General features: G+C 40.4%; 15 protein-coding genes. 11 read left to right on the top strand and 4 right to left on the bottom strand.

Going from position 1 to position 20,542, the window contains the following annotated elements; all coding sequences use genetic code 11:
- Positions 1-160: 160 nt before the first annotated feature.
- The 3 genes from glgP to FBQ94_RS02110 all read left to right on the top strand — a co-directional run bounded on the left by glgP (position 161) and on the right by FBQ94_RS02110 (position 3,237).
- The gene (glgP, locus tag FBQ94_RS02120; protein ID WP_007222331.1) at positions 161-1,996 is read left to right on the top strand and encodes an alpha-glucan family phosphorylase; all 1,836 of its coding nucleotides are present in this window, start codon (positions 161-163) and stop codon (positions 1,994-1,996) included.
- A 62-nt stretch (positions 1,997-2,058) separates the two neighbouring features.
- The gene (locus FBQ94_RS02115) at positions 2,059-2,706 is read left to right on the top strand and encodes a class I SAM-dependent methyltransferase (protein WP_007222330.1); all 648 of its coding nucleotides are present in this window, start codon (positions 2,059-2,061) and stop codon (positions 2,704-2,706) included.
- Positions 2,707-2,886: 180 nt separating this feature from the next.
- Positions 2,887-3,237: a hypothetical protein gene (locus FBQ94_RS02110; RefSeq protein ID WP_007222329.1), complete on the top strand. Its 351-nt coding sequence runs from the start codon at positions 2,887-2,889 to the stop codon at positions 3,235-3,237.
- A 262-nt stretch (positions 3,238-3,499) separates the two neighbouring features.
- Here FBQ94_RS02110 and FBQ94_RS02105 read toward each other — a convergent pair whose 3' ends face one another.
- Entirely contained in the window at positions 3,500-4,240 is a 741-nt protein-coding gene (locus FBQ94_RS02105) for a hypothetical protein (RefSeq protein WP_007222327.1), read from the bottom strand.
- Between the two features lie 466 nt (positions 4,241-4,706).
- Between FBQ94_RS02105 and FBQ94_RS02100 the strand changes: the two genes are divergently transcribed.
- The 3 genes from FBQ94_RS02100 (at position 4,707) to FBQ94_RS02090 (ending at position 6,069) form a co-directional block, all read left to right on the top strand.
- A complete protein-coding gene (locus FBQ94_RS02100) occupies positions 4,707-5,165 on the top strand; it encodes a DUF2141 domain-containing protein (RefSeq protein ID WP_007222326.1) in 459 nt (152 codons plus the stop codon).
- Between the two features lie 82 nt (positions 5,166-5,247).
- Positions 5,248-5,733: a pyridoxamine 5'-phosphate oxidase family protein gene (locus FBQ94_RS02095; RefSeq protein WP_007222325.1), complete on the top strand. Its 486-nt coding sequence runs from the start codon at positions 5,248-5,250 to the stop codon at positions 5,731-5,733.
- A gap of 75 nt (positions 5,734-5,808) precedes the next feature.
- Positions 5,809-6,069, top strand: a complete 261-nt coding sequence (locus FBQ94_RS02090) for a YkgJ family cysteine cluster protein (RefSeq protein ID WP_040543781.1) — start codon at positions 5,809-5,811, stop codon at positions 6,067-6,069.
- An 86-nt stretch (positions 6,070-6,155) separates the two neighbouring features.
- On the opposite strand, the gene FBQ94_RS02085 is transcribed toward FBQ94_RS02090, so the two are convergent.
- Positions 6,156-6,719: a YSC84-related protein gene (locus tag FBQ94_RS02085; RefSeq protein WP_007222323.1), complete on the bottom strand. Its 564-nt coding sequence runs from the start codon at positions 6,717-6,719 to the stop codon at positions 6,156-6,158.
- A gap of 296 nt (positions 6,720-7,015) precedes the next feature.
- On the opposite strand from FBQ94_RS02085, the gene FBQ94_RS02080 reads away from it, so the two are divergent.
- The 4 genes from FBQ94_RS02080 (at position 7,016) to FBQ94_RS02065 (ending at position 15,645) form a co-directional block, all read left to right on the top strand.
- Positions 7,016-7,639 (top strand): NUDIX hydrolase, encoded by a 624-nt coding sequence (locus tag FBQ94_RS02080; RefSeq protein WP_007222322.1) that lies wholly within the window; start codon positions 7,016-7,018, stop codon positions 7,637-7,639.
- The gene (locus FBQ94_RS02075; RefSeq protein ID WP_007222321.1) at positions 7,632-10,556 is read left to right on the top strand and encodes a hypothetical protein; all 2,925 of its coding nucleotides are present in this window, start codon (positions 7,632-7,634) and stop codon (positions 10,554-10,556) included. Before FBQ94_RS02080 ends, FBQ94_RS02075 begins: the two co-directional genes overlap by 8 nt.
- A 191-nt stretch (positions 10,557-10,747) precedes the next feature.
- Complete coding sequence (gene tkt, locus FBQ94_RS02070; RefSeq protein ID WP_007222320.1) at positions 10,748-12,775, top strand: transketolase; 2,028 nt, start codon at positions 10,748-10,750, stop codon at positions 12,773-12,775.
- Between the two features lie 29 nt (positions 12,776-12,804).
- Positions 12,805-15,645 carry a bifunctional transaldolase/phosoglucose isomerase gene (locus tag FBQ94_RS02065; RefSeq protein WP_007222319.1) on the top strand — a complete coding sequence of 947 codons (2,841 nt, stop codon included), beginning with the start codon at positions 12,805-12,807 and terminating at the stop codon, positions 15,643-15,645.
- A 109-nt stretch (positions 15,646-15,754) separates the two neighbouring features.
- On the opposite strand, the gene hpf is transcribed toward FBQ94_RS02065, so the two are convergent.
- Complete coding sequence (gene hpf / locus FBQ94_RS02060) at positions 15,755-16,288, bottom strand: ribosome hibernation-promoting factor, HPF/YfiA family (protein ID WP_007222318.1); 534 nt, start codon at positions 16,286-16,288, stop codon at positions 15,755-15,757.
- Between the two features lie 35 nt (positions 16,289-16,323).
- On the bottom strand, positions 16,324-19,332 hold the full coding sequence (locus tag FBQ94_RS02055; RefSeq protein WP_007222317.1) for a M28 family peptidase: 3,009 nt from the start codon (positions 19,330-19,332) through the stop codon (positions 16,324-16,326).
- A gap of 307 nt (positions 19,333-19,639) precedes the next feature.
- On the opposite strand from FBQ94_RS02055, the gene FBQ94_RS02050 reads away from it, so the two are divergent.
- Positions 19,640-20,419 carry a carbonic anhydrase gene (locus FBQ94_RS02050; protein ID WP_007222316.1) on the top strand — a complete coding sequence of 260 codons (780 nt, stop codon included), beginning with the start codon at positions 19,640-19,642 and terminating at the stop codon, positions 20,417-20,419.
- Positions 20,420-20,542: the final 123 nt, after the last annotated feature.

Genomic DNA, 20,542 nt, shown 5'->3' with positions numbered 1-20,542 from the left:
CGTTTGCGGTTATATCTATTAGTGTGATGATTGGGGAAGCAGCTTTGATGATGGACAAAGTAAAGAAAACACATTGGGGCATTGTGCGATAGCCCCAATGTGTTTTCAAGATTTATCCCAGGCTTCTTCGTATCATTTTGTCTCAAAAAGGTAACAAATGATGACCAAAGACCCTGTTTGCGGAATGGTTGGAAAAGAAGAGCTCAAATACGAATACAAAGGCCATATATTTTATTTTTGCTCAAATTTCTGCAGAAATGAATTCCAGAAATCCCCGGAAAACTACACTGGCCAAAGGTATATCACCACTGCCGTAGAAGGAAAAAAAGAGAGAAAGATTGCTTATTTCTCCATGGAAATAGGTATTAACTCTCATATTCCGACATACAGTGGAGGATTAGGAGTTTTGGCAGGAGATACTATACGATCCTGCGCTGATTTGAAAGTGCCTATGGTAGCGGTTACTCTCTTATACGAAAAGGGGTATTTCTATCAGAAATTGGATATCTTGGGAAACCAGCAAGAGATCCCTGTTCAATGGAACCCCGAAGACTTCTTAAAACCCTTACCTAATAAAGTCAGCGTACAAATAGAGAAGAGAACGGTAGTTATTCAGGCCTGGCAATTTAATATTTTAGGCATAACCGGCTACTCTGTACCTATCGTATTTTTGGATACAGACCTGAAAGAAAATAATGAATACGACAGAGGACTTAACGATTATCTGTACGGAGGAGACCAAAGATACAGGTTTGCCCAGGAAATTATCCTCGGAGTCGGTGGAGTACGTATGCTCCATAATTTAGGTTATACAGAAATAAGAAAGTATCACTTGAATGAAGGCCATGCCAGCCTATTAACATTGGAATTATTACAAGAACAAAAAATAAAGAATGAGTTTTTGTGGGATTATGAAACAGTAAGAAACCTTTGTGTATTTACTACGCATACACCAGTACCGGCAGGACATGATCAATTTTCTTACGATTTAGTAAATCGCGTTTTGGGAGAATTGGTACCTCTTGATATCTTGAAGATGCTTGCCGGAGAAGAAAAGCTAAATACGACCTTGCTTGCCTTGAATCTAAGTAAATATATCAATGGCGTAGCAAAAAAACATGGTGATGTCTCAAAATCGATGTTTCCTGGCTATCCTATAGATTCCATAACCAATGGCGTGCATTCAGTTACCTGGACATGTGATAGTTTTAAGGAGCTTTATGACAAATATATACCAGGGTGGAAAAATGATCCTTTTAGTCTGAGATATGCCTTAAATATTCCTAAAAGAGAAATATGGCAAGCACATGATAAAGCAAAGAGAATTCTCGTTGATTATATAAATAAAGAAGAAAATGCAGGTTTTCATTACGATACTTTTACCATTGGATTTGCCAGGCGCGCAACGCTCTATAAGAGAGCGGATTTGGTATTTTCTGATATTAACAGGCTTATTGATATTTCAGATACTATGGGTAAAATTCAAATTGTTTTTGCTGGTAAAGCTCACCCGCAAGACTGGCCCGGGAAAGAAATGATTAAAAGAATTTTTTCAGATATAAATCGATTAAGAGACAAAGTAAAAATAATATATTTAGAAAATTATGATATGGAACTGGGGAAAATGCTCACTTCGGGAGTAGACCTCTGGCTAAATACCCCTCAAAGGCCCAATGAGGCATCGGGTACTTCTGGTATGAAGGCAACGCACAATGGTGTCCCGAGTTTTAGCGTCTTGGATGGTTGGTGGATTGAGGGTCATATTGAGGGTGTTACCGGTTGGTCTATCGGACCAGAGACTATAGATAGTGGATACGATAGTAAGAAAGATGCAGAGGAACTATATAGAAAATTAGAAACGATAATAGTACCTATATTCTACCATAATCGAAATAAATGGATTGGCATCATGCAGCATTCCATTGCCATTAATGCCTCATTTTTTAATACCCACAGGATGGTTCAGCAATATGTCTTGAATTCATATTTTATATAAGAAAAATCCTCATGAGTTAAAAGTTTCCTTTTTATAATACATAACGGTATTCCGGATCAATTATGGGTAATATTAACCATACACAAAACAATGAGCACGCTGTCATTAATGAATACGCCAATCTTGCTTCTCAATATGATAAGCATTGGGCCTTTTATATCAACGCAACCCTTCAAGAAACACTAAAGCGATTGGATATTAAACCAACTGATACAGTATTGGATATCGGCTGTGGTACAGGTGCATTACTCCGGTCAATTTCCATAAAATATCCTTCAGTTAATTTAATCGGGATAGATCTCAGCAAAGAAATGATCAAGGTTGCTTGCAATAAGCAAATCAAAACATGCAATCTTGTTACTGGCAATGCACAGCATTTGCCCTTCCGCTCAAAAAGTTTCGATATAGTAGTCTCCTGTAACGCCTTTCACTATTTACGTAAGCCTGAAGCATGTTTATTGGAGATCGCCCGTGTACTTAAACCTCAGGGTAGAATCGTAATTACTGATTGGTGCGATGATTATATTGTCTGTCGTATTTGTGATTTATTTCTTCGTATGTTTAATCGTGCACATTTCAAAATGTATGGGCTTAGTGCATGTGAGCGTTTACTTCGAGGCACTGGTTACCGTAATGTAAGAGTTGAGAGATACAAAATCAACTGGCTTTGGGGTCTCATGACTGCAAAGGCCCAAGTTAATCATTACTAACCATACACTTTAAGAACATATCCGAGTACGTATTTATATGATACTCTTTGTAATAAAAGCCTTTACAGGAGGGATGAGACAAATTACGATATGCCATAGAGTATATTCGTATGAGACTTGAGGATACCTTTTTGCTGAAAGGTATTTTATATTTAATTTTTTATGAAAGGAGAAGAGAGCATGTTGAATAAAAAATTTGTAGGAATAGTTGCGTCTGCGGTTCTGTCTGTTAGCGTGATGGTATGGGGAAGTAGTTTTTCTTATGCCAATGAAAAACCGCACAAACACAAGGAAACTGTTCCTGGAGAATCTGAAACAGAGACCATGGAAAGTAAGTGCCCTAAATGCGAATTGACACGGGTAAGACCTATAAAGGGAAGGGCATATCACCCAATACAATGGAAGATGAAATGTCCGGAATGCAAGAAAGAGCCAAAAGAAATGCTCATAGTTCATTGCGATGAATGTGATGAAAATTTCCTTGAATGCCCAATTTGTAGAGCAGAACAGAAGAAGGCAAAAAATAGGTGAGATATATTTCTTCAGAAATAGTATGGGTGGATTCGGCGTAAAAACCAACGCCTTAATCCACCCTACTCATAAATGGAAATTTGACTAGGGGCATGTTGCAACATGCCCCTACGGTTATTTGTCCTATATCTGAAGATGTACAAGATACTCTCAATTCCCTGCCTGAAAATCTGCACGGGGATAGCAACCCGAAAGGGTTGCCCTGCAGAATTGAAGTTCCTATACATTATCTCTTTCTCTTTGTAGATTTTTTCCCGATTTGCTAGGGTTGAGTGGAATTATTGTTTGTTTTCGGCCCCTGAGTCTTTACCAGAAGGTCTACCACCAATTTGGCCTCCTCGTAACCAAATCTGGCCGAAGGAAGTGTATCCCGGGTTATCACCTGCATCTTTTTGACAATCTTCTCCCATCCATCCCTATCATGCGTCTCAAGAAGTATCTGTTCTCCAGGATGACAGATAAGGCACTTCGCAACAAATATATTGCCTCCGGCGTCTTCTTTCAGCACATCGGCTCTTTCTGATAAAAACTGTGTAATCCGGCTGGCATCCTCTTTGGTTATATATTCAGAAGCCTCGGACTGCATGCGATCAACAGTTTCTCTCCATTCCCCGGTAGTCTTATCTTTCAGAAGAATCCGGTTTATGGAGTGACACGAAGTGCACCGGTCTACAAATAAAAGCCTCGCATCTTCATAATCCTTTCTTTCACTCGTTGCAGCCCTGATTCGTTCTGGCAATATACTTACAATTTCGCTGATAATCTGCTGAGCTTCTTCGGATGTAATCCATTCAGGATTCTTATCCCTCATTTCTTCCACAATATTCTTCCATGCTTCTGCAGGTCTTGGCATGATGAATACCCGTTTTAATGTATGGCATCGGGAACATTTTGTATCAACTAAAAGATGTTTACTCACAGCATCTTTGGTTTCCCGGGCCGTGAGGACGGTCAAAACAATAAAATGACACAATACCATAATAACCGGTATCATATACTTCATTATCAGGTAATCTCCTTGCTGTATAATTCTAATCGGTAATTAACTGTAGAAAATTCTCAGAAGGTGTTTTCAGATAAATGAATTTGGGAAGATTTTTCACCCTACCCATAAAACTCCTCTCGCTATAGGATAATAAATAGCACTTTTCCAAAGTATGAGCGGTATAAGGATGATCATATTTTGCTTCTGTAATGATATAATAATTCACTGACAAAACAATGATAAATCTAATTTCCATTCATAACTTTTAATTTCTTGAAAATAATTTGAGATCGTGCTATAAGATAAGACCTTAGTCCTGAAAACGATAGAATCGGACAGAAATATCCCGAATAAACTGGAACACTATTCTTAGCTTGATGCATACGGGCTTTAAACCTGCAAAGACAGACCGAAAGGTTCGCTCTGTTATCAAATTACCCCTTTCTTTTACCTTAACAAAATACCCTTGACGGAGGAAATGAAGATGAGAAAAATAATCTTAATTTGGTTAAGTTTCATATCCATCTTGTTTTCTCGGCAAATTTTTGCCGGAGATGTAATTATTACCGTGGATAGATTTACCCATCATAATGAAGCTCCTGTCCAATTTTCACTGTGTACTAGTGAAGAATGCCACGAGAAGAGAGATAAGGGATATAGTACTATAGATGCACAACTTATCGAATCTACTGAGAATTTCAGGAAATATAGGATTAAAAACCTACAGCCAGGGGTGTACTCTCTTTCTGCATATCATGACCTTAATAATAGCGGTAAATTAGAAAGAAGTGGCATTCTCGGAATACCGGAGGAACCTATTGGGTTTTCAAGGCTTGACGTTCAAAAAATAAGGCGCCATCCAAGATGGGATGATGTTAAGTTTCAAGTTGGTAAAGAGGATACATCAGTCATAGTCCATCTGGTTGATAAATTTGGCCTATAGGTATTTTATCTCTTCTTAAAGTATATTAAAGTTTACGTAGCTTTACCGATGAAAAAATTATATAATTGTTACAATATTTTTTATGATACCGCGATATCACCTGCAGAAAAAAGAAAGAGAAATAAAGGAACCGAAGGAATTACTTGCAATAATAAAAAAGGGAAAATACACTACGATTGCAATGTGCAAAAATAATGAGCCATATATTGTTACGCTGAGCTATGGCTATGATGAAATAAAAAATGCACTCTATTTCCATAGCAGACAGAAAGGTTTGAAATGTGAATTTATTAAAGACAACCCCCATGTATGTGCAACCATCATAGAAGATAGAGGCTATATTATGAACGATTGCGCACATGAATTCCGGTCGGTAATCATCTGGGGAAATATGTATCTGGTGGAAACGTTAGGAGAAAAGAAACACGCAATGGACATTTTATTATATCATCTGGAAGAAAATCCTGACAAAATAAAACAAGAATCCCTGTCGAATGATAAAATATACAGGAATTTAGGGATGTTGAGACTGGATATAATTGAGATAAACGGTAAATGGGGAAGGTAGATAAAGTTTTCATTTACATGCATAGTGGGGAAGCAAGGCGAAAGCCTTGCCCTACTCTTTAATAAGAGATATTCCGTGAAATGTAGAATAGGCTGTGGAGCTTGTTGTATTGCACTGTCAATTTCATCCCCAATACCGGGAATGCCAAATGGTAAACCTGCCGGTATCCGATGTGTACAGCTTGGTCCGGATAATCGTTGTCTCCTTTTCGGCAAACCGGAAAAACCTAAGGTCTGTTCAAATCTTATACCCTCAAAAGAAATGTGTGGGCAAACGTTCGGGGAAGCATACGAATATCTGGAATTTCTCGAACGATATACCACCCCAACCTCTTAAATCTCATATATGGGTTAGGCATGGGCAAACCAGTTTGTCCATGCCATCTCCTTTACCGCTGAAATTCCAAACAGGAAATAAACATCTTACTTTGGTGTGAACTTAAACTTCTGCCCCCCTATTGCCGCCTCATACATTAAACCATTTTTCGTTAGAGTAAAGATTGCAACACCATTATTATAGTCGGCATCAAGAGAAATCCCATCGGCTGCGGCTACGGCGGAGGCTCTCGCACCTAGTTTGAGATTACCTGTCTTGAAGTCTTCAAGTGTTTCTTTATCTTTAAAAAAGACGATTTCACTGTAGAGCTGGCCGCCAAGCTGAACACCAAGAGTTACTTGTACCAGGCTCGCAGTACCAATCATAGTTCCCTGTTCATAGACTTCTCCTTTGCCATGAGCGGCTCCAATGCCGGCTCCTCCTTTTGTAACGGTTGGAAATATGGCGTAACCATAAGCCTTCTCAAAATAGACCTTCAAGCCTGGATAGTGATTTTTAAAATTTGTAACAGATACTGCAACTTGTGTATTCGTAATATCCCGATCTTCTGTTGTCTCAGCATCAAGCGGGTTCCATCCCGCATATGCAGGCATAGCAAACACAACGGTAATGCTTAATGCGATAAAGCTCTTAACAAGTGCTTTTTTCATTTTTTCCCTCGAGAAAGAATTTGTAAGATAACCTAATTACTATGAGATGAATACTTGAAATTTGCCAGATAACAGAAAGGAGATAAATAAGTGAGGGATTTTATCATATCCTGTATCGGAGTGCAAGTATCATGTTGCATAAGTACTATTTCACTTTTTATTGATAGTTTCCCTTGCATTAAATTCTTATAATTATTTAAAATAGGTCTTCGGCGACTTTAGTGCCACTACGGAGTTTATTTGAATTTCCTATGCATAAAAACAGGCGATAAAGAAGTATTACCTGGGATACAGATATGGATAAACATAAGAAACCAGAGGTTTGGCAAAAACAGCGTATAGAAAAAGGACCGGATTTTAAAATTCTGCAAGTGCGCTTTGATTGGTTAAAACATCCAAAAAGCCAAAAAGAATTGAAGCGATTAGTTTTTGAAGCAAATGATTGGGTTAATATTGTTGCTACTACACAAAAAGATGAGATTGTAGTTGTAAAACAGTTCAGGTTTGGTGTAGAAAAGATTACTACCGAAACACCAGGCGGCATGGTTGACCAGGGAGAAGATTCAAGAACAGCAGCAATACGAGAATTGAGAGAAGAGACAGGGTATACCAGTTCCGAATGGCATTATCTCGGCTCTGTTGAACCAAACCCGGCGTTTTTGAATAACATTTGTCATTTTTGGCATGCAAAAAATGCTCATCAAACAGAAGAAATGTGTCTGGAGGAAGAGGAGGACATTATCGTTACAACATTAACCCTTGATGAAATACGCCATGAAATTCAAGCTGGCAATTTTAGACATTCATTAGCCCTTTTAGCGCTTACAAAAGTTTTTAATGTATGGGATTGTCCTGAAAGGAAAGGAGAAGAATCATGTCAAACGAAAGACTCAAAAAATGAGAGAAATTTTCATGCTTGATCATCAATCTCACTATAGTTTTCTTAGTTCTCTTCTTCAGCAATCGATGGTAGACGATGTTGAAGGCGCCTTTCCAAAGACTATTTTAAGCTTTTTAAAAGACATCGGGTTTCAGTTATCAGGAAAAAAATTCTCGGAAATTTTTGCTGCTTCTTATGAAGGATTATGGGTCTCCCATCATACGGTATTAAAGTTAGACCCTGAAACGGGAATATTTGGAAAGAGGATACGGGCGCGAAATAGCCAATCGGAACTGTTATTGGCCTTGTTTAAAAATATTGTCGCCCAATTTAAATTCTCCCCCTTTTTTCCTGATTCAGTAAAAGGAGACTTACAACTTACCCCCCTCAAAATAAAAGACTCTAACCTTGGGAGCATAGCTTATGGAATAACCGATTCATTTCATTTGGATGTTGAGGGAGATCATCCAATCGAATTCCTGGTCTATCTGGGCGATGGGCGTAGTCTGAGAGATTTGCGGCGAATGATAGAAGTAAATGCCGATATCAGGGCATTGAAAGATATGTTCGGTTATTTAGCGGACGATTCATCTACTATTTTTCCTCTGATACCTTATGAGAAAATAGAACATCATAAAGGTTGTCTATCTCTTACAATAAAAAAAACAATCCTTGATGAGACCTATCGGCTTAAAGTTACTATGAAAGGTCTCGAACATACCGCCCCCGAAGATTTAGAAATCCGGAAAGATGAGCATCCTGAAGTTTTCAGTTATTTTGTGCTCAATGAGGTAGAAAGCTATCTGAACAAGGGCGATAAGGGTTGGGACTTACTGAAACAAATAACAAAAAAAGGGCCCGATTGGTTTGAGGAAAAACAGTTGAGGCTCCGCCATTTCTCTGAAAATGCTAAAGAGATCAGGGTTATTCCAGCGTCTGAAAAATATAAGATTCTATCTCTCCCTCCACACTATAAAAAGTATTGTGATTTTTATAAAAAGGATATAGAAGTAGTAGAAATACTGATACCCGTATATAAAATCATACTCCTGAAATCAGGCGTTTCTTTCAGGATAGATATCGAATTTACCGTTGAAACGACCAGGGAACGATTCCGTCCAAAGCCTGTTAAACTCAGTGATATTTTTCAAAAAAGGACATTAGAGTTTATCCACCTTTTGCAGGATGCAAAAAGCAGAGGAGACCTGATTGAAGAAAAAATTATGTCTTTGCTTAATATGCTTGAAATAGCCTACCGATCCCTTTCTTTTTTAATAATGGATAATACGGTTGTTGCCGGCGCATTCAATTATCTGACGTATTTTGGAAGAGATACCGTATTCACCCATGTATTGCTCAAACCTTTCCTTCTGATCCTTACGCAACAGAAGATGGTACAACAACTGTTAAATCGTGCTAATCAGCAAGGTGAAGCTGCTCATGAAATAGATTCCCGCACTCACAGAGGAAAGGAAGAGCATTATGATTACCGGATGAGGGATACAGACTTTCTTATGGCTATTTCTGCCCTTGAATTACTGAACGAAATGAATGATGAGGAAATGAAGGTATTTTTGAACTATACGGATAGCAATAACCGCTATGCTATTGTTTCTCAAAAACCAGATAGACTCCTGAATAATGCGGTGGTTATCTTTCGGAATTTAAAAAACGTTCTCAATATAATTAACCGAAATGGTCTTATTTCTTTAAAAAGGAAAAACGATCCTAGTTCTGCCAATTGGAGAGACGCCGTTAATAGCTTTTCCCGGGGAACCTATCCTTATGATGTAAATGCCGTATGGGTTCCTTATCTGCTCCACCTTTTGATGTTATGTAAAAACAATATTCATAAAAAAAATATCCTTTTTGACTTTCTTGCGAAAACAAAACGCTCCTTTCCAGAAGAAAATTTTGAAAACATAGAATCTTTCCTCCACTTCGAGAATGAAAAGATAAAAGAAAAGATAGAAAGTTGGGTTACGAAAACGAAAAAAGCTTTTCTCATTACTTACCCGTTAGATGAATGGCGAATGAGGTTAAAAAACTTTTATAACGAACCGGAGAACCAGGATAATTCCATTCAGGATTTAAAAAAAATGAAGATAGGGTATTATCTGAGGGAACATGGTATGGGTAAGGTCTGGTTTACTGCTGAAGAATTTTTGGACGATAAGAAATGGGAAGATAGTTTGCGGTTTCAATTCCAGTATCTGGAGGAAAGGTTCTTCCTTCCGAACGGAAATCCGTTCCCCAAAGTAATTCGCACGTATACCATGGCTCTCGACAAAAGTAAAAAGCCAATTCCCATCCTCCATAGTGATCTTGGTTTTAAAGCCTTTGTACAATCAATGAAGGGAGAGCGGATTGAAGAAGAGCTAATTCTCGCCACAGAATTGCCAATTTCTCTGGGTGGATTGGCTATCATCGATAAGAATGGAGAAAGTTTAGGATTTTCGGTGGCGAATCCGATGCTATCCGATAAGAATGGATACGAATTACTGTTAACACCCTGGGAAAAAAAGATCGGCGTGGATCCCAAGAGCCTTTCCCCATGGAAGCTTTTAGGAAAAAATGCTTACCACGGTTGGGGCGCTGTCTGGGAAGTAATGATCGATTTTATGGTTGCGGCTTTACAGGATACCGATCTCCAAAATCAGGAGTATCTGAAAAAACATTATTGGTGGTTATTGGAAAGTTATACCCGGTTCCCCCGGGTTCGAAACAGGGAAGTTCTGGGATTTAAATATAATTGTGACTATGAAGATTGGTTTTTAACAGAGGCCACGGTTGAAAAATTTGAAATCAATGATTTGCAGGCTTTTAATGCCGCCGGACGATTAAGGGTATTACTAAAATCGCTTATTCCCGGAGTAACCAATTTCTGGCTCTTTAAACAACCGAACACCGTAAAAAAAGAAACAGATTTACGCGCAGGCTCAGTAGCTGAAATCTGAATTTTGTATTTTATAGATACTATACTTACTTATTCCTTGACTCTTGATAAAAATAAAATAAACTCATCATAAAGACTTCTGACAGCACCTTAATACTATTCACCGAAACGAAAATTGAAAAGTAAATTATGTATGGTAGTATCTAGAAAAACACCCTCATACTGGAATAAACCAAACTAAGGGGAACAGAGATGAAAGAGTTAGATAACATGCCTTTAGATGACCTTTGCATTAATACCATCCGTACCCTTGCTATGGATGCTGTACAAAAAGCAAATTCCGGCCACCCCGGGACACCCATGGCGCTAGCGCCTTTAGCTTATATACTTTGGACAAGATTTCTTCGACATAATCCCAGGAACCCTGACTGGTTTAACCGCGATCGTTTTGTGTTATCCAATGGTCACGCATCGATGCTGCAGTACGCTGTATTGTATCTGACAGGCTATGATCTGTCACTTGATGATATAAAAAATTTCCGCCAATGGGATAGTAAGACTCCCGGACATCCGGAATATCGTTTTACGCCGGGCATCGAGACTACCACAGGCCCGCTCGGTCAGGGTATCATGAACTCTGTAGGAATGGCTATTGCCGAGGCACACCTTGCATCGGTATTTAATCGCAAAGGGTATGAAATCGTAGATCACTTTACCTATGCGTTTTGCAGTGATGGTGATTTGATGGAAGGTGCTTCTCATGAAGCAGCATCTATCGCAGGACATTTAGGACTTTCCAAATTAATTTGGGTTTATGATGATAATCACATTAGCATCGAAGGGGCTACTGAACTAACCTATTCCGATGATGTAGCTAAACGATTTGAGGGTTACCATTGGCATGTGCAAAATCTGGGGGAAAAGGCAAATGATCTCGATGCCTTGACCAAAGCTTTCTCTCTTGCACAAGAAGAAACAGAACGGCCCTCTCTGATTATTGTTCGTTCACATATTGCTTATGGCGCACCCAATATGCAGGATACACCGGAATCGCATGGGTCCCCCCTGGGAGAAGAAGAAGTTGCATTAACGAAAAAATTTTATGGCTGGCCTGAGAATGAAAAGTTCTTCGTCCCAAAACAGGTACTCGAACATATGCATACAGCCATTGTCAGGGGCAGAGAATTAGAAGAAGCATGGCAGGAAAAATTCAGTACCTATAAGAAAATTTATCCGGAACTTACTGAAAGATTTGAGGCGGCTCTCCATGGGCGGCTTCCCCAGTATTGGGACCAAAATATTCCGGATTTTAAACCCTCTGACGGGCCTATGTCAACGCGTGATGCATCGGGAAAGGTAATGAATGCATTCGCAAGTAAAATTCCCTGGCTCATTGGTGGTAGCGGGGACTTATCGCCTTCTACAAAAACATTGATTAAAAATTCAAACTACCTGGAAAAAGGAGATTATGCCAACCGCAATATTGCATGGGGTGTAAGGGAACACGTAATGTGCAGTGCGAGTTCCGGTATTGCTCTGCATGGGGGCGTCCTGCCATTTGCCTCAACATTTTTTATCTTCACAGATTACGCCAGACCTGCTATACGGCTTGCAGCGCTCATGGAATTACCGGTAATTTACCTTATGACGCATGATTCTATCGGATTGGGTGAGGATGGTCCCACCCATCAGCCGGTTGAACATCTTGTCTCACTAAGGGCTATGCCGAATATGTGTGTCATACGTCCTGCTGATGCCAATGAAGTTGCATATGCCTGGCGTGTGGCTATGGTACGCAAGACAGGTCCTACGATGTTAGTACTCAGCCGGCAAAACTTGCCCATATTCGATCGCCGCAAAGTTGCCAGCGCAAAAGGAACTTTAAAAGGCGCCTATGTCTTATCAAAAGAGAAGGGCAGCCATCCCGATATTATCCTGATTGGTACCGGATCAGAAGTACAGCTTATCCTTCAGGCACAGGAAAAGCTTGCTTTGGGAGGTGTTGATGCGCGTGTAGTAAGCATGCCGAGTTGGGAACTTTTTCGGGAACAGCCACAAAACTATCGCGATGAAGTTTTACCTCCGAACGTAAAAGCCCGTCTTTCAGTTGAAGCTGCCTCTCCTCTGGGCTGGCGGGATTGGGTTGGCGATACAGGAGATAGTATCGGCATAACGAAATATGGCGCTAGCGCGCCCTATAAAGATATTTTTAAACAGTATGGTTTCACGGTTGAAAATGTAGTTTCCAAAGCAAAGGATCTTGTGAAAAATATTTCATAAAATCAACATTTACTAAAAAGGAAATACTTATGAATCCATTACTCAAGCTTATAGAATATGGCCAAAGCTATTGGATGGATAACCTTTCTCGCGGCATGATCAAAAACGGTGAGTTGAAAAAACGTGTTACCGAACAAGGACTACGCGGAATTACCTCAAATCCGGATATTTTTAACAAAGCGATATCGAACAGCAATGATTATGATGAGCAGATTAAACACCTTGTTGATGAGAAACGGCCTGTAGGAGAAATCTATGAGGAACTTGTTGTAAAGGATGTGCAAGATGCATGTGATATCCTGAGACCGGTGTTTGATGCCTCAGATGGAATTGACGGCTATGTTAGCCTGGAAGTATCTCCTTATTTGGCTCATGATACCGAAGGCACGATAGAAGAAGCGATGCGATTGTACACTGCGGTAAAACGTCCAAATGTTTTTATTAAAATTCCTGGCACCCCTGCCGGCGTTCCGGCAATTGAGCGCATGCTCTATAAGGAAGTTAATGTCAATATTACCCTTTTATTTTCTCTTGAAAGCTACGAGGCAGTGGCAAATGCATATATCCGGGCGCTTGAACGCCGGATGGCAGAAGGCAAACCGATACAATATGTTACCTCGGTTGCTAGTTTTTTTCTCAGTCGGATAGACACCCTTACCGATCAGCTCCTTGGCCATTTGATTAAACCAGAACGAAGTCAGGAGCAAACACCAAAACCGGAAAAATTACTGGGAAAAGCAGCCATTGCCAATGCGAAACTAGCCTACCAGAGTTTCAAGAGAATTTTTAGCGGGGACCGATGGGAGAAGCTTGTGGAAAAAGGGGCAAGGGTTCAGCGCCCACTGTGGGCCAGCACAAGCACTAAAAATCCATTCTATCATGATCTTTGCTACGTAGAACCTCTTATCGGACCGAATACCGTAAACACCATGCCTGCGGTAACGATTAAAGCCTTTGCTGATCATGGCATTATTGTTAAAAACTCCGTTGAAGCTGATAACGATAAAACACAGCAGACATTGAGTGATCTCAGAAAAGTCGGTATAGATCTGGATTTTGTTACCCGCCAACTGGTCAACGAAGGCATCCAAAAGTTCATCGACCCATATAATGCTCTTATGAAAACACTTGCACATATGCGCCAGAAATTTCTTACTCATAGCATCGCCCGTCAGGCGATTAACTATGGAGAATTAGGGTCAACAATTCCTGCAATTTATAGTTCAATGGATGATCAGCAGTTTACGAAGCGCTTATTTGCAAAGGATCCATTGTTATGGAAATCAGATCCTGAACAGATAAAGTCTATCCGCAATCGGCTTGGCTGGCTCGATAGCATTAGGGAGTTTTGCAGGAAAGCTGAAGGTATTAAAAAATTTGCTGACGAGGTCAAGAACGACAATTTCAGCCATGTGGTCTTGCTTGGCATGGGTGGCAGTAGTCTTTGCCCGGAAGTTTGCCGGGAAACATTCGGATCGGCAACAGGCTGGCCTCAACTTATTGTTCTCGACAACACAGACCCCGCTGCTGTGCAGGACGTAGAATCACAAATCAATATAACCAGCACATTATTCCTCGTCTCCAGTAAATCAGGCACTACAACGGAAACAACGTGTTTCTATACCTATTTTTATGAACAGGTTAAGCAGGCTGGTAAAGAAAACCCCGGTAATCATTTTGTTGCCATTACCGATCCAGGTTCTTCCCTCATAAAAGAAGCGCACACGAAAGGATTCCGGTATACTTTTGAAAATCCGGAAGACATTGGTGGCAGATATTCTGCCCTGTCCTATTTTGGCCTTGTACCGATGGCATTGATTGGAATAGACATTCTGTCTATACTCGACAATGCATATCAGATGCAATTAAGTTGTGGTCCGGCTATTCCAACAGAAAGCAATCCGGGTGCAACCTTGGGGGCTCTTCTCGGTATGTGTCATCGATATTCCCGAAATAAGGTAACCTTTGTGTTCTCAGAGTCTGTAGATGCTTTCGCTAGTTGGGTGGAACAGCTTCTGGCAGAGAGCACCGGAAAAGAAGGACAGGGATTGGTGCCGGTAATTAGTGAACCCCTTGGTTCCCCGGAAGTCTACAACAATGACCGTATATTTATATACCTCTATACCATTGATCAGGAAAATAAGAATATAAAAGAGAAACTCCTTGCTTTAGAAAAGTCTGGTCATCCGGTTGTTCGCATTGAACTGCGGAATACGATGAATCTTGGCGCAGAGTTTTATCGATGGGAATTAGTAACTGCTGTGGCCGGTGCAGTTATAGGGATTAATCCTTTTGATGAGCCAAACGTTGCAGAGAGCAAAAAAAATACGAATGATTTATTGAGCGAATGGAAGCAAAAAGGGAGCTTCAGTGAAGGAAAGCCTGCCGTTGAAGCTGAAGGTTTGGCTGTTTACTGTGATAATTCTCAAAAATGGCTATCCCATATCAAACAGGATTCTCTGAGCCAATTCCTTAATACATTTCTTTCTTTGGCAAGGTCCGGGGATTATATTACCTTATTGCCGTATTTTTTATATACTCCAAAGCAAAACGGAATATTGCAAACCCTACGCCATAAACTTCGCAACCATTACAAGGTAGCTACCACATTAGGATATGGTCCACGATATCTTCATTCAACAGGTCAGCTCCATAAAGGAGGCCCGGACACAGGTATATTTATTCTCTTTACTGCTGATACCGATAAGGATATTCAAATCCCGGGAGAATCCTGGAGTTTTGCGGTTTTACAGCGCGGACAGGCATTGGGCGATTTCCGGTCTCTCAATAACAAAGGACGTCGTTTGATCCGCATACATCTGGGGAAAGATATCGAACAGGGATTAAAAAAGATAGAAGAGCTTTTATAGGTAACTCATTTTTTCGCTTTATTCTGGTATTTCGCCAGCGGCCTTTAAAAGATAACCTTTTCGGACCACTCCCAGATCAAGTCTGCACCTTATCTTGAGTAGTTATCAGCTAACTTCCTACTACCGTTACCGTACTTGCTTGTGGTCCTTTTTCACCCATTTCCTCATTAAAACGCACGATCATACCGATCTTCAGATGTTTAAATTTATGGTTCAGCACACTGTTCTCGTGGAAATAGATTTCCCTGTTCAAACCATCATCCAATGTAGTAAGAAAACCGTAACCATTATCCAGGAACAGGTTTGATATACGCGCATGAGGTATACCTTCACGATTTTTTACATCGCCCCGCTGCACCCTGGCAAAATCCGATAATTCGCGGCGAGCTGCATCGAAGGCATCTCTTATTGCCAAATAAAGATCCTGGTTCGGCTCACGCCTCACCACCAGCTCTTTACCAGGAACAGTCATATCAATATGCACATTATAGAGTGATCTCTTAGGAATAGCCTCCACCCTAATCCTACAGCTTATGAGATGGTTATAATATTTATCTAACTTCTCAGCATGTTCCTGAATATTGGCTTTTATTGCATCGGTGAGCTCTAAGTCGTGACCTGTAATTTGTAATGGAAGTATCATCTTTGTTCCTCCACAAAATCAATTATCTTTAGATATTATTTTCGTGCTATCGGGATGATAGTCATCGTTTTGCGCTCGTTATCCCTGAGCACCACTATTTCTACGGGTTTGCCAATTTTTATACTATCCAGCACGTAATTATAGTCATAAATATTGGTAACTTTTTGACCTGCCAGTTCTATAATAATATCACCATTTTTCAGCCCGGCATTGTCTGCCGGTCCTCCTGCTTTGATAGTATTTATCCTTACTCCTTCAACGCCGTCAGTAGCAAAGTCTGGAATTGTTCCCAAATAATTCCTGCGAGGGGGCCGTTGTGCTCTCTCCTCCCCTATTTTAGTCTTTGTATAATCAGGCCGTACCGGGTCTTTAACCACATCAAGTATTAAAGACCGTGCGAATTCGGCGATTCTTGCCATACCATCGTAATTAAGGGTACCCGGATCATCGGTAGGCCGATTGTAATCCTCATGGCTGCCAGTGAAGAAGTTTATTACAGGAATATTTTCCTGGTAAAAGGTAGTTGCATCCGATGGTAAATACGGGTCATTTTGAAGATTTAGAGTAAACCCGGCATCTCCATTACACTTCTTTATGAGTTGTGGCCAGGTATTTGATGAACCTACCCCCTGAACGATTAAATTATTCCCGTTGAGCCGCCCAACCATATCAAAATTAATATAGGTAATAATATTGTTCAAAGGGATGATCGGATGTCTGGCAAAATAGGAGGATCCGATTAATCCTAACTCTTCCCCTGACCAGAGAGCAAAAATAAGCCCACGGTGAATTGCCTGAGGATTCTTCTTTTGTTCTTCAGTCAGGACACCAGCCAATTCCAAAACGGTAGAGACACCAGAGGCGTTGTCGTCAGCTCCATTGTGAATCTGCCCCTCTTCACCTTTACGCGCCAGCGAATCAATCCCTCCGTAGCCAATATGATCGTAATGGGCGCCAATCAAAATATACTCCGAACTTTCCACTCCTTCGCCAGGTGGTAAAAAACCAAGGACATTACGGTCTGTCTCTTTCTTCTGTTTTATTTCGGTGGATATCTTTACCTGAATGCCGGGTAATTCAAAACATCCCCCGGTCTGAGGATTTTCCACATCTAATTCCGATTGAATGGCTTCAAGACTTTTACCAGAACCTGCGAAAAGTGCTTCTGCGATTTTACCACTTACTGAAGCAACAATAATCCCTGAATCAGCTGAGACTTTATCGAAAGTAAGGGGTATTAACTCACCCGCACCTGCGGATTTTGGGCCGGTAACTACCAGGAGGGCTTTAGCGCCACGTTCACGGGCTAGCATGGCCTTATACCGTAATCCAGCATAGGGATTAAGTTCCTGCCGTCTTTTAACGTCCACTTCTTCCGGGACATAATGAAGCACGAGAACAATTTTCTCTCTTACATCCACACCTTTATATGAATCGTAGCTAGCATCTTCTTTCCCGGGAACAGACAATCCATACCCTGCAAAAACCACCTGCCCTTCCACCTCTCCATTTGCCGTGAATGCCAGAGGACGAAAATCTTTGTCTATCTCGAATGATATCGTTTCCATCCCCTTTTTCATAATCTGGAGGTGATTTTTATCGGGAATGACTTCCACCCCTGAGACAAAGGGAAATTCCTGAAAATAACTTCCGTTATCGCCGAGGGTTTTTAATCCAATTTTCCTAAAATGATCTGCAATATAATCGGCAGCCATTTGAGTTCCCCTGGTGCCGGTTAATCGACCTTCCAATGCATCAGAAGCAAGATATTGAACATAGGTACGCAAATCTGCAGTGGTAATTTCGGAAGAAAAACCCTGCGCACTCTTTTCTGTAGGTAATTCCTTGATGTGAAAAGAGTTACGAGAATCTCCCCGGCCTGAGTTTTCGGGGATGTTAAACATTTGAGAAGGTTGAGACTGAATCTGTGCGCATGCTGACTGTAAGGCTGCCAATGCAGCATCATGATTCCAATCGGCCAGAAATAGTTGACTTTCACCCGCAGGCGATCGGGCAGAAGTCCATACAAGATGCTTTCCATCGGGAGAAAAAACAGGCAACCCATCAAATACATTATGAGTAAAGGTGACCCGTACAGGCTCTTTTTCACCATGAACATCTACGATGAATAATTCACAATTAGCAAATCCATACTTATTCGAATGAAAGACTATATACTCACCGGAAGGATGATAATAAGGAGCCCATGACATCGATCCGAAGTTGGTTAATCTTTGTATATCCGATCCATCCAAACGCATAGTATAAACATCGGCTAACATACCATTTTCATTAAAATGCCTCCAGATAATCCGTTTACCATCCGGACTAAAAAAAGGGCCACCATCATAGCCGGGCCAATCGGTTAATCGCTTTTGATCTGAGCCATCGGCATTCATAAGGTAGATCTCACCAAAATAAGCGGGGTTAGTCTCAAAACGCTTCTGATCTTTGGACGAAAGCTTTTCAACCGGATAGGCATCCCGCAGAGAACAAAAAACAATTTTGCTGCCATCAGGTGAATAAGCTCCCTCCGCATCATATCCAGGGGCATCGGTTAAACGTTTTAAAGCGCTTCCGTCTCGCTGCGCGGAGAAAATATCATAATGCTCATCGTAATCCCAGGTAAAGCGACGTTTTTTTCCTGAAGAACGGAATTCAATTTCCGCCTGCTGTTTTGCTTCTGCTTGAGAGTCCAAATGAGTTGACGCAAAAAGTACCTCTTCTGAGTTAGGTCTGAAGAATGAGCATGTGGTTTTACCCGCTCCGGAAGAAACCCGATGGGTTTCTCCCGTTTCAAAACTCAGTATGTAGATTTGATAGAAAGGATTCCCTGGCTCTCGTTCACTTTGAAATATGAGAAACTTCCCGTCCTGAGAAAAATATCCTTCACCCGCACTTTTCCCCTGCTTAGTTAACTGCTGGATATTCTTTAAAAATTGCTCTTCATTATTCTTTTCATCTCCATAACTATTTACAGCAAAAGCTAAGAAAACACCCGTTAATAGTATGATAAAAATACCGTTTGAAACCATGCGCCTCATCACAAAATCTCCTCCCCTCCGATTCACTACTTTTTCAGTCCTGCTGAGTAAGCACGCGGAACTGAAACACTTTACGATTCTCCAAGTTTAATGTTACAATCAAATTCATATTTTATCAATCGCTTATCATATCTCTGTTTTATGATACCCATATCATAACTATAGAGTAGCTAACTGTCAATCTGACAATTTTCGTAATTGACAAAAGACTTATGAAAATGCTATAAATAAGCATATGATATTTGCTTGTCTTAGCTTTTTGATAAGGTTTCATAACATTTACATGATCCATTATTAAGGAGATAAAATGAAGACACTGAAATACCTTGTTTTAACATCGACATTTCTGTTCTTTTCATCGATAGTCGCAACGACTTTATTCGCCGAATCTGATGAACATAATAAACCAGAACATTGGAGTTACGAGGGTGAGTGTGGACCAGAACACTGGGGCGATCTCATACATAAAAATTGCAAATGCAAATTGGGAGATATGCAATCACCAATCGGTATTTCCACAACACAAAAAGCCAAGTTAGATAGTATAAACTTTCACTACTATGCAACCCCTTTGAAAATTATAAACAATGGACATACTATGCAAATTAATTACGGGTGTGGAAGCTCGATATCTATCGGTAACAAGAGGTATGAGCTCATACAGTTTCACTTTCACTGCCCTAGTGAACACAAAATACATGGAAAATCTTACGATATGGAAGCACATTTAGTGCATAAGGGTGCGCATGGAGAATTAGCTGTTATTGCTGTATTCATGGAAGAGGGCAAAGAAAATGATTTCATAAAAACCTTATGGAGTAATTTTCCAAAAGAACAGGGCAAAGAGTATGCACATACCGACTTAAAGATAAATGCAAATCAAATCCTTCCTAAAAATACTGCTGCTTATTATACGTATCATGGCTCACTTACCACACCACCCTGCAGTGAAATTGTAAATTGGTTTGTCTTAAAGACCCCAATTCAAGTATCAAAAGCAGAATTGGAAAAATTTGCCTCCATTTTTAAGAGAGATGCAAGACCAATTCAGCCTCAGCATGGCAGAATTGTTAAGGAAAGTTATTAAATTAGGTTGGGTTTTAAAAGACAAAGCAGGAGGACTTTCCCCTTGCCACACCCGATGGATCGGCAAAGCCTACTTCTATCATGAATCCCTCAAAAACACCTGGCGATACAAAATCATTACCCT

Origin of the sequence: Candidatus Jettenia sp. AMX1 (assembly GCF_030263775.1) — a bacterium.
Taxonomy (GTDB): Bacteria; Planctomycetota; Brocadiia; order Brocadiales; family Brocadiaceae; genus Jettenia; species Jettenia caeni.
The sequence above is the reverse complement of the archived record's forward strand: the minus strand, read 5'-3'. Positions and strand labels throughout refer to the sequence as shown.

Excerpts from the sequence above, each read along its gene's own strand:
- FBQ94_RS02055 (WP_007222317.1), bottom strand. The coding sequence starts at position 19,332 with ATGAGGCGCATGGTTTCAAACGGTATTTTTATCATACTATTAACGGGT.
- FBQ94_RS02065 (WP_007222319.1), top strand. The coding sequence starts at position 12,805 with ATGAATCCATTACTCAAGCTTATAGAATATGGCCAAAGCTATTGGATG.
- FBQ94_RS02115 (WP_007222330.1), top strand. The coding sequence starts at position 2,059 with ATGGGTAATATTAACCATACACAAAACAATGAGCACGCTGTCATTAAT.
- FBQ94_RS02100 (WP_007222326.1), top strand. The coding sequence starts at position 4,707 with ATGAGAAAAATAATCTTAATTTGGTTAAGTTTCATATCCATCTTGTTT.
- FBQ94_RS02110 (WP_007222329.1), top strand. The coding sequence starts at position 2,887 with ATGTTGAATAAAAAATTTGTAGGAATAGTTGCGTCTGCGGTTCTGTCT.
- FBQ94_RS02080 (WP_007222322.1), top strand. The coding sequence starts at position 7,016 with ATGGATAAACATAAGAAACCAGAGGTTTGGCAAAAACAGCGTATAGAA.
- glgP (WP_007222331.1), top strand. The coding sequence starts at position 161 with ATGACCAAAGACCCTGTTTGCGGAATGGTTGGAAAAGAAGAGCTCAAA.
- hpf (WP_007222318.1), bottom strand. The coding sequence starts at position 16,288 with ATGATACTTCCATTACAAATTACAGGTCACGACTTAGAGCTCACCGAT.
- FBQ94_RS02095 (WP_007222325.1), top strand. The coding sequence starts at position 5,248 with ATGATACCGCGATATCACCTGCAGAAAAAAGAAAGAGAAATAAAGGAA.
- FBQ94_RS02050 (WP_007222316.1), top strand. The coding sequence starts at position 19,640 with ATGAAGACACTGAAATACCTTGTTTTAACATCGACATTTCTGTTCTTT.
- tkt (WP_007222320.1), top strand. The coding sequence starts at position 10,748 with ATGAAAGAGTTAGATAACATGCCTTTAGATGACCTTTGCATTAATACC.
- FBQ94_RS02105 (WP_007222327.1), bottom strand. The coding sequence starts at position 4,240 with ATGAAGTATATGATACCGGTTATTATGGTATTGTGTCATTTTATTGTT.
- FBQ94_RS02075 (WP_007222321.1), top strand. The coding sequence starts at position 7,632 with ATGCTTGATCATCAATCTCACTATAGTTTTCTTAGTTCTCTTCTTCAG.
- FBQ94_RS02085 (WP_007222323.1), bottom strand. The coding sequence starts at position 6,719 with ATGAAAAAAGCACTTGTTAAGAGCTTTATCGCATTAAGCATTACCGTT.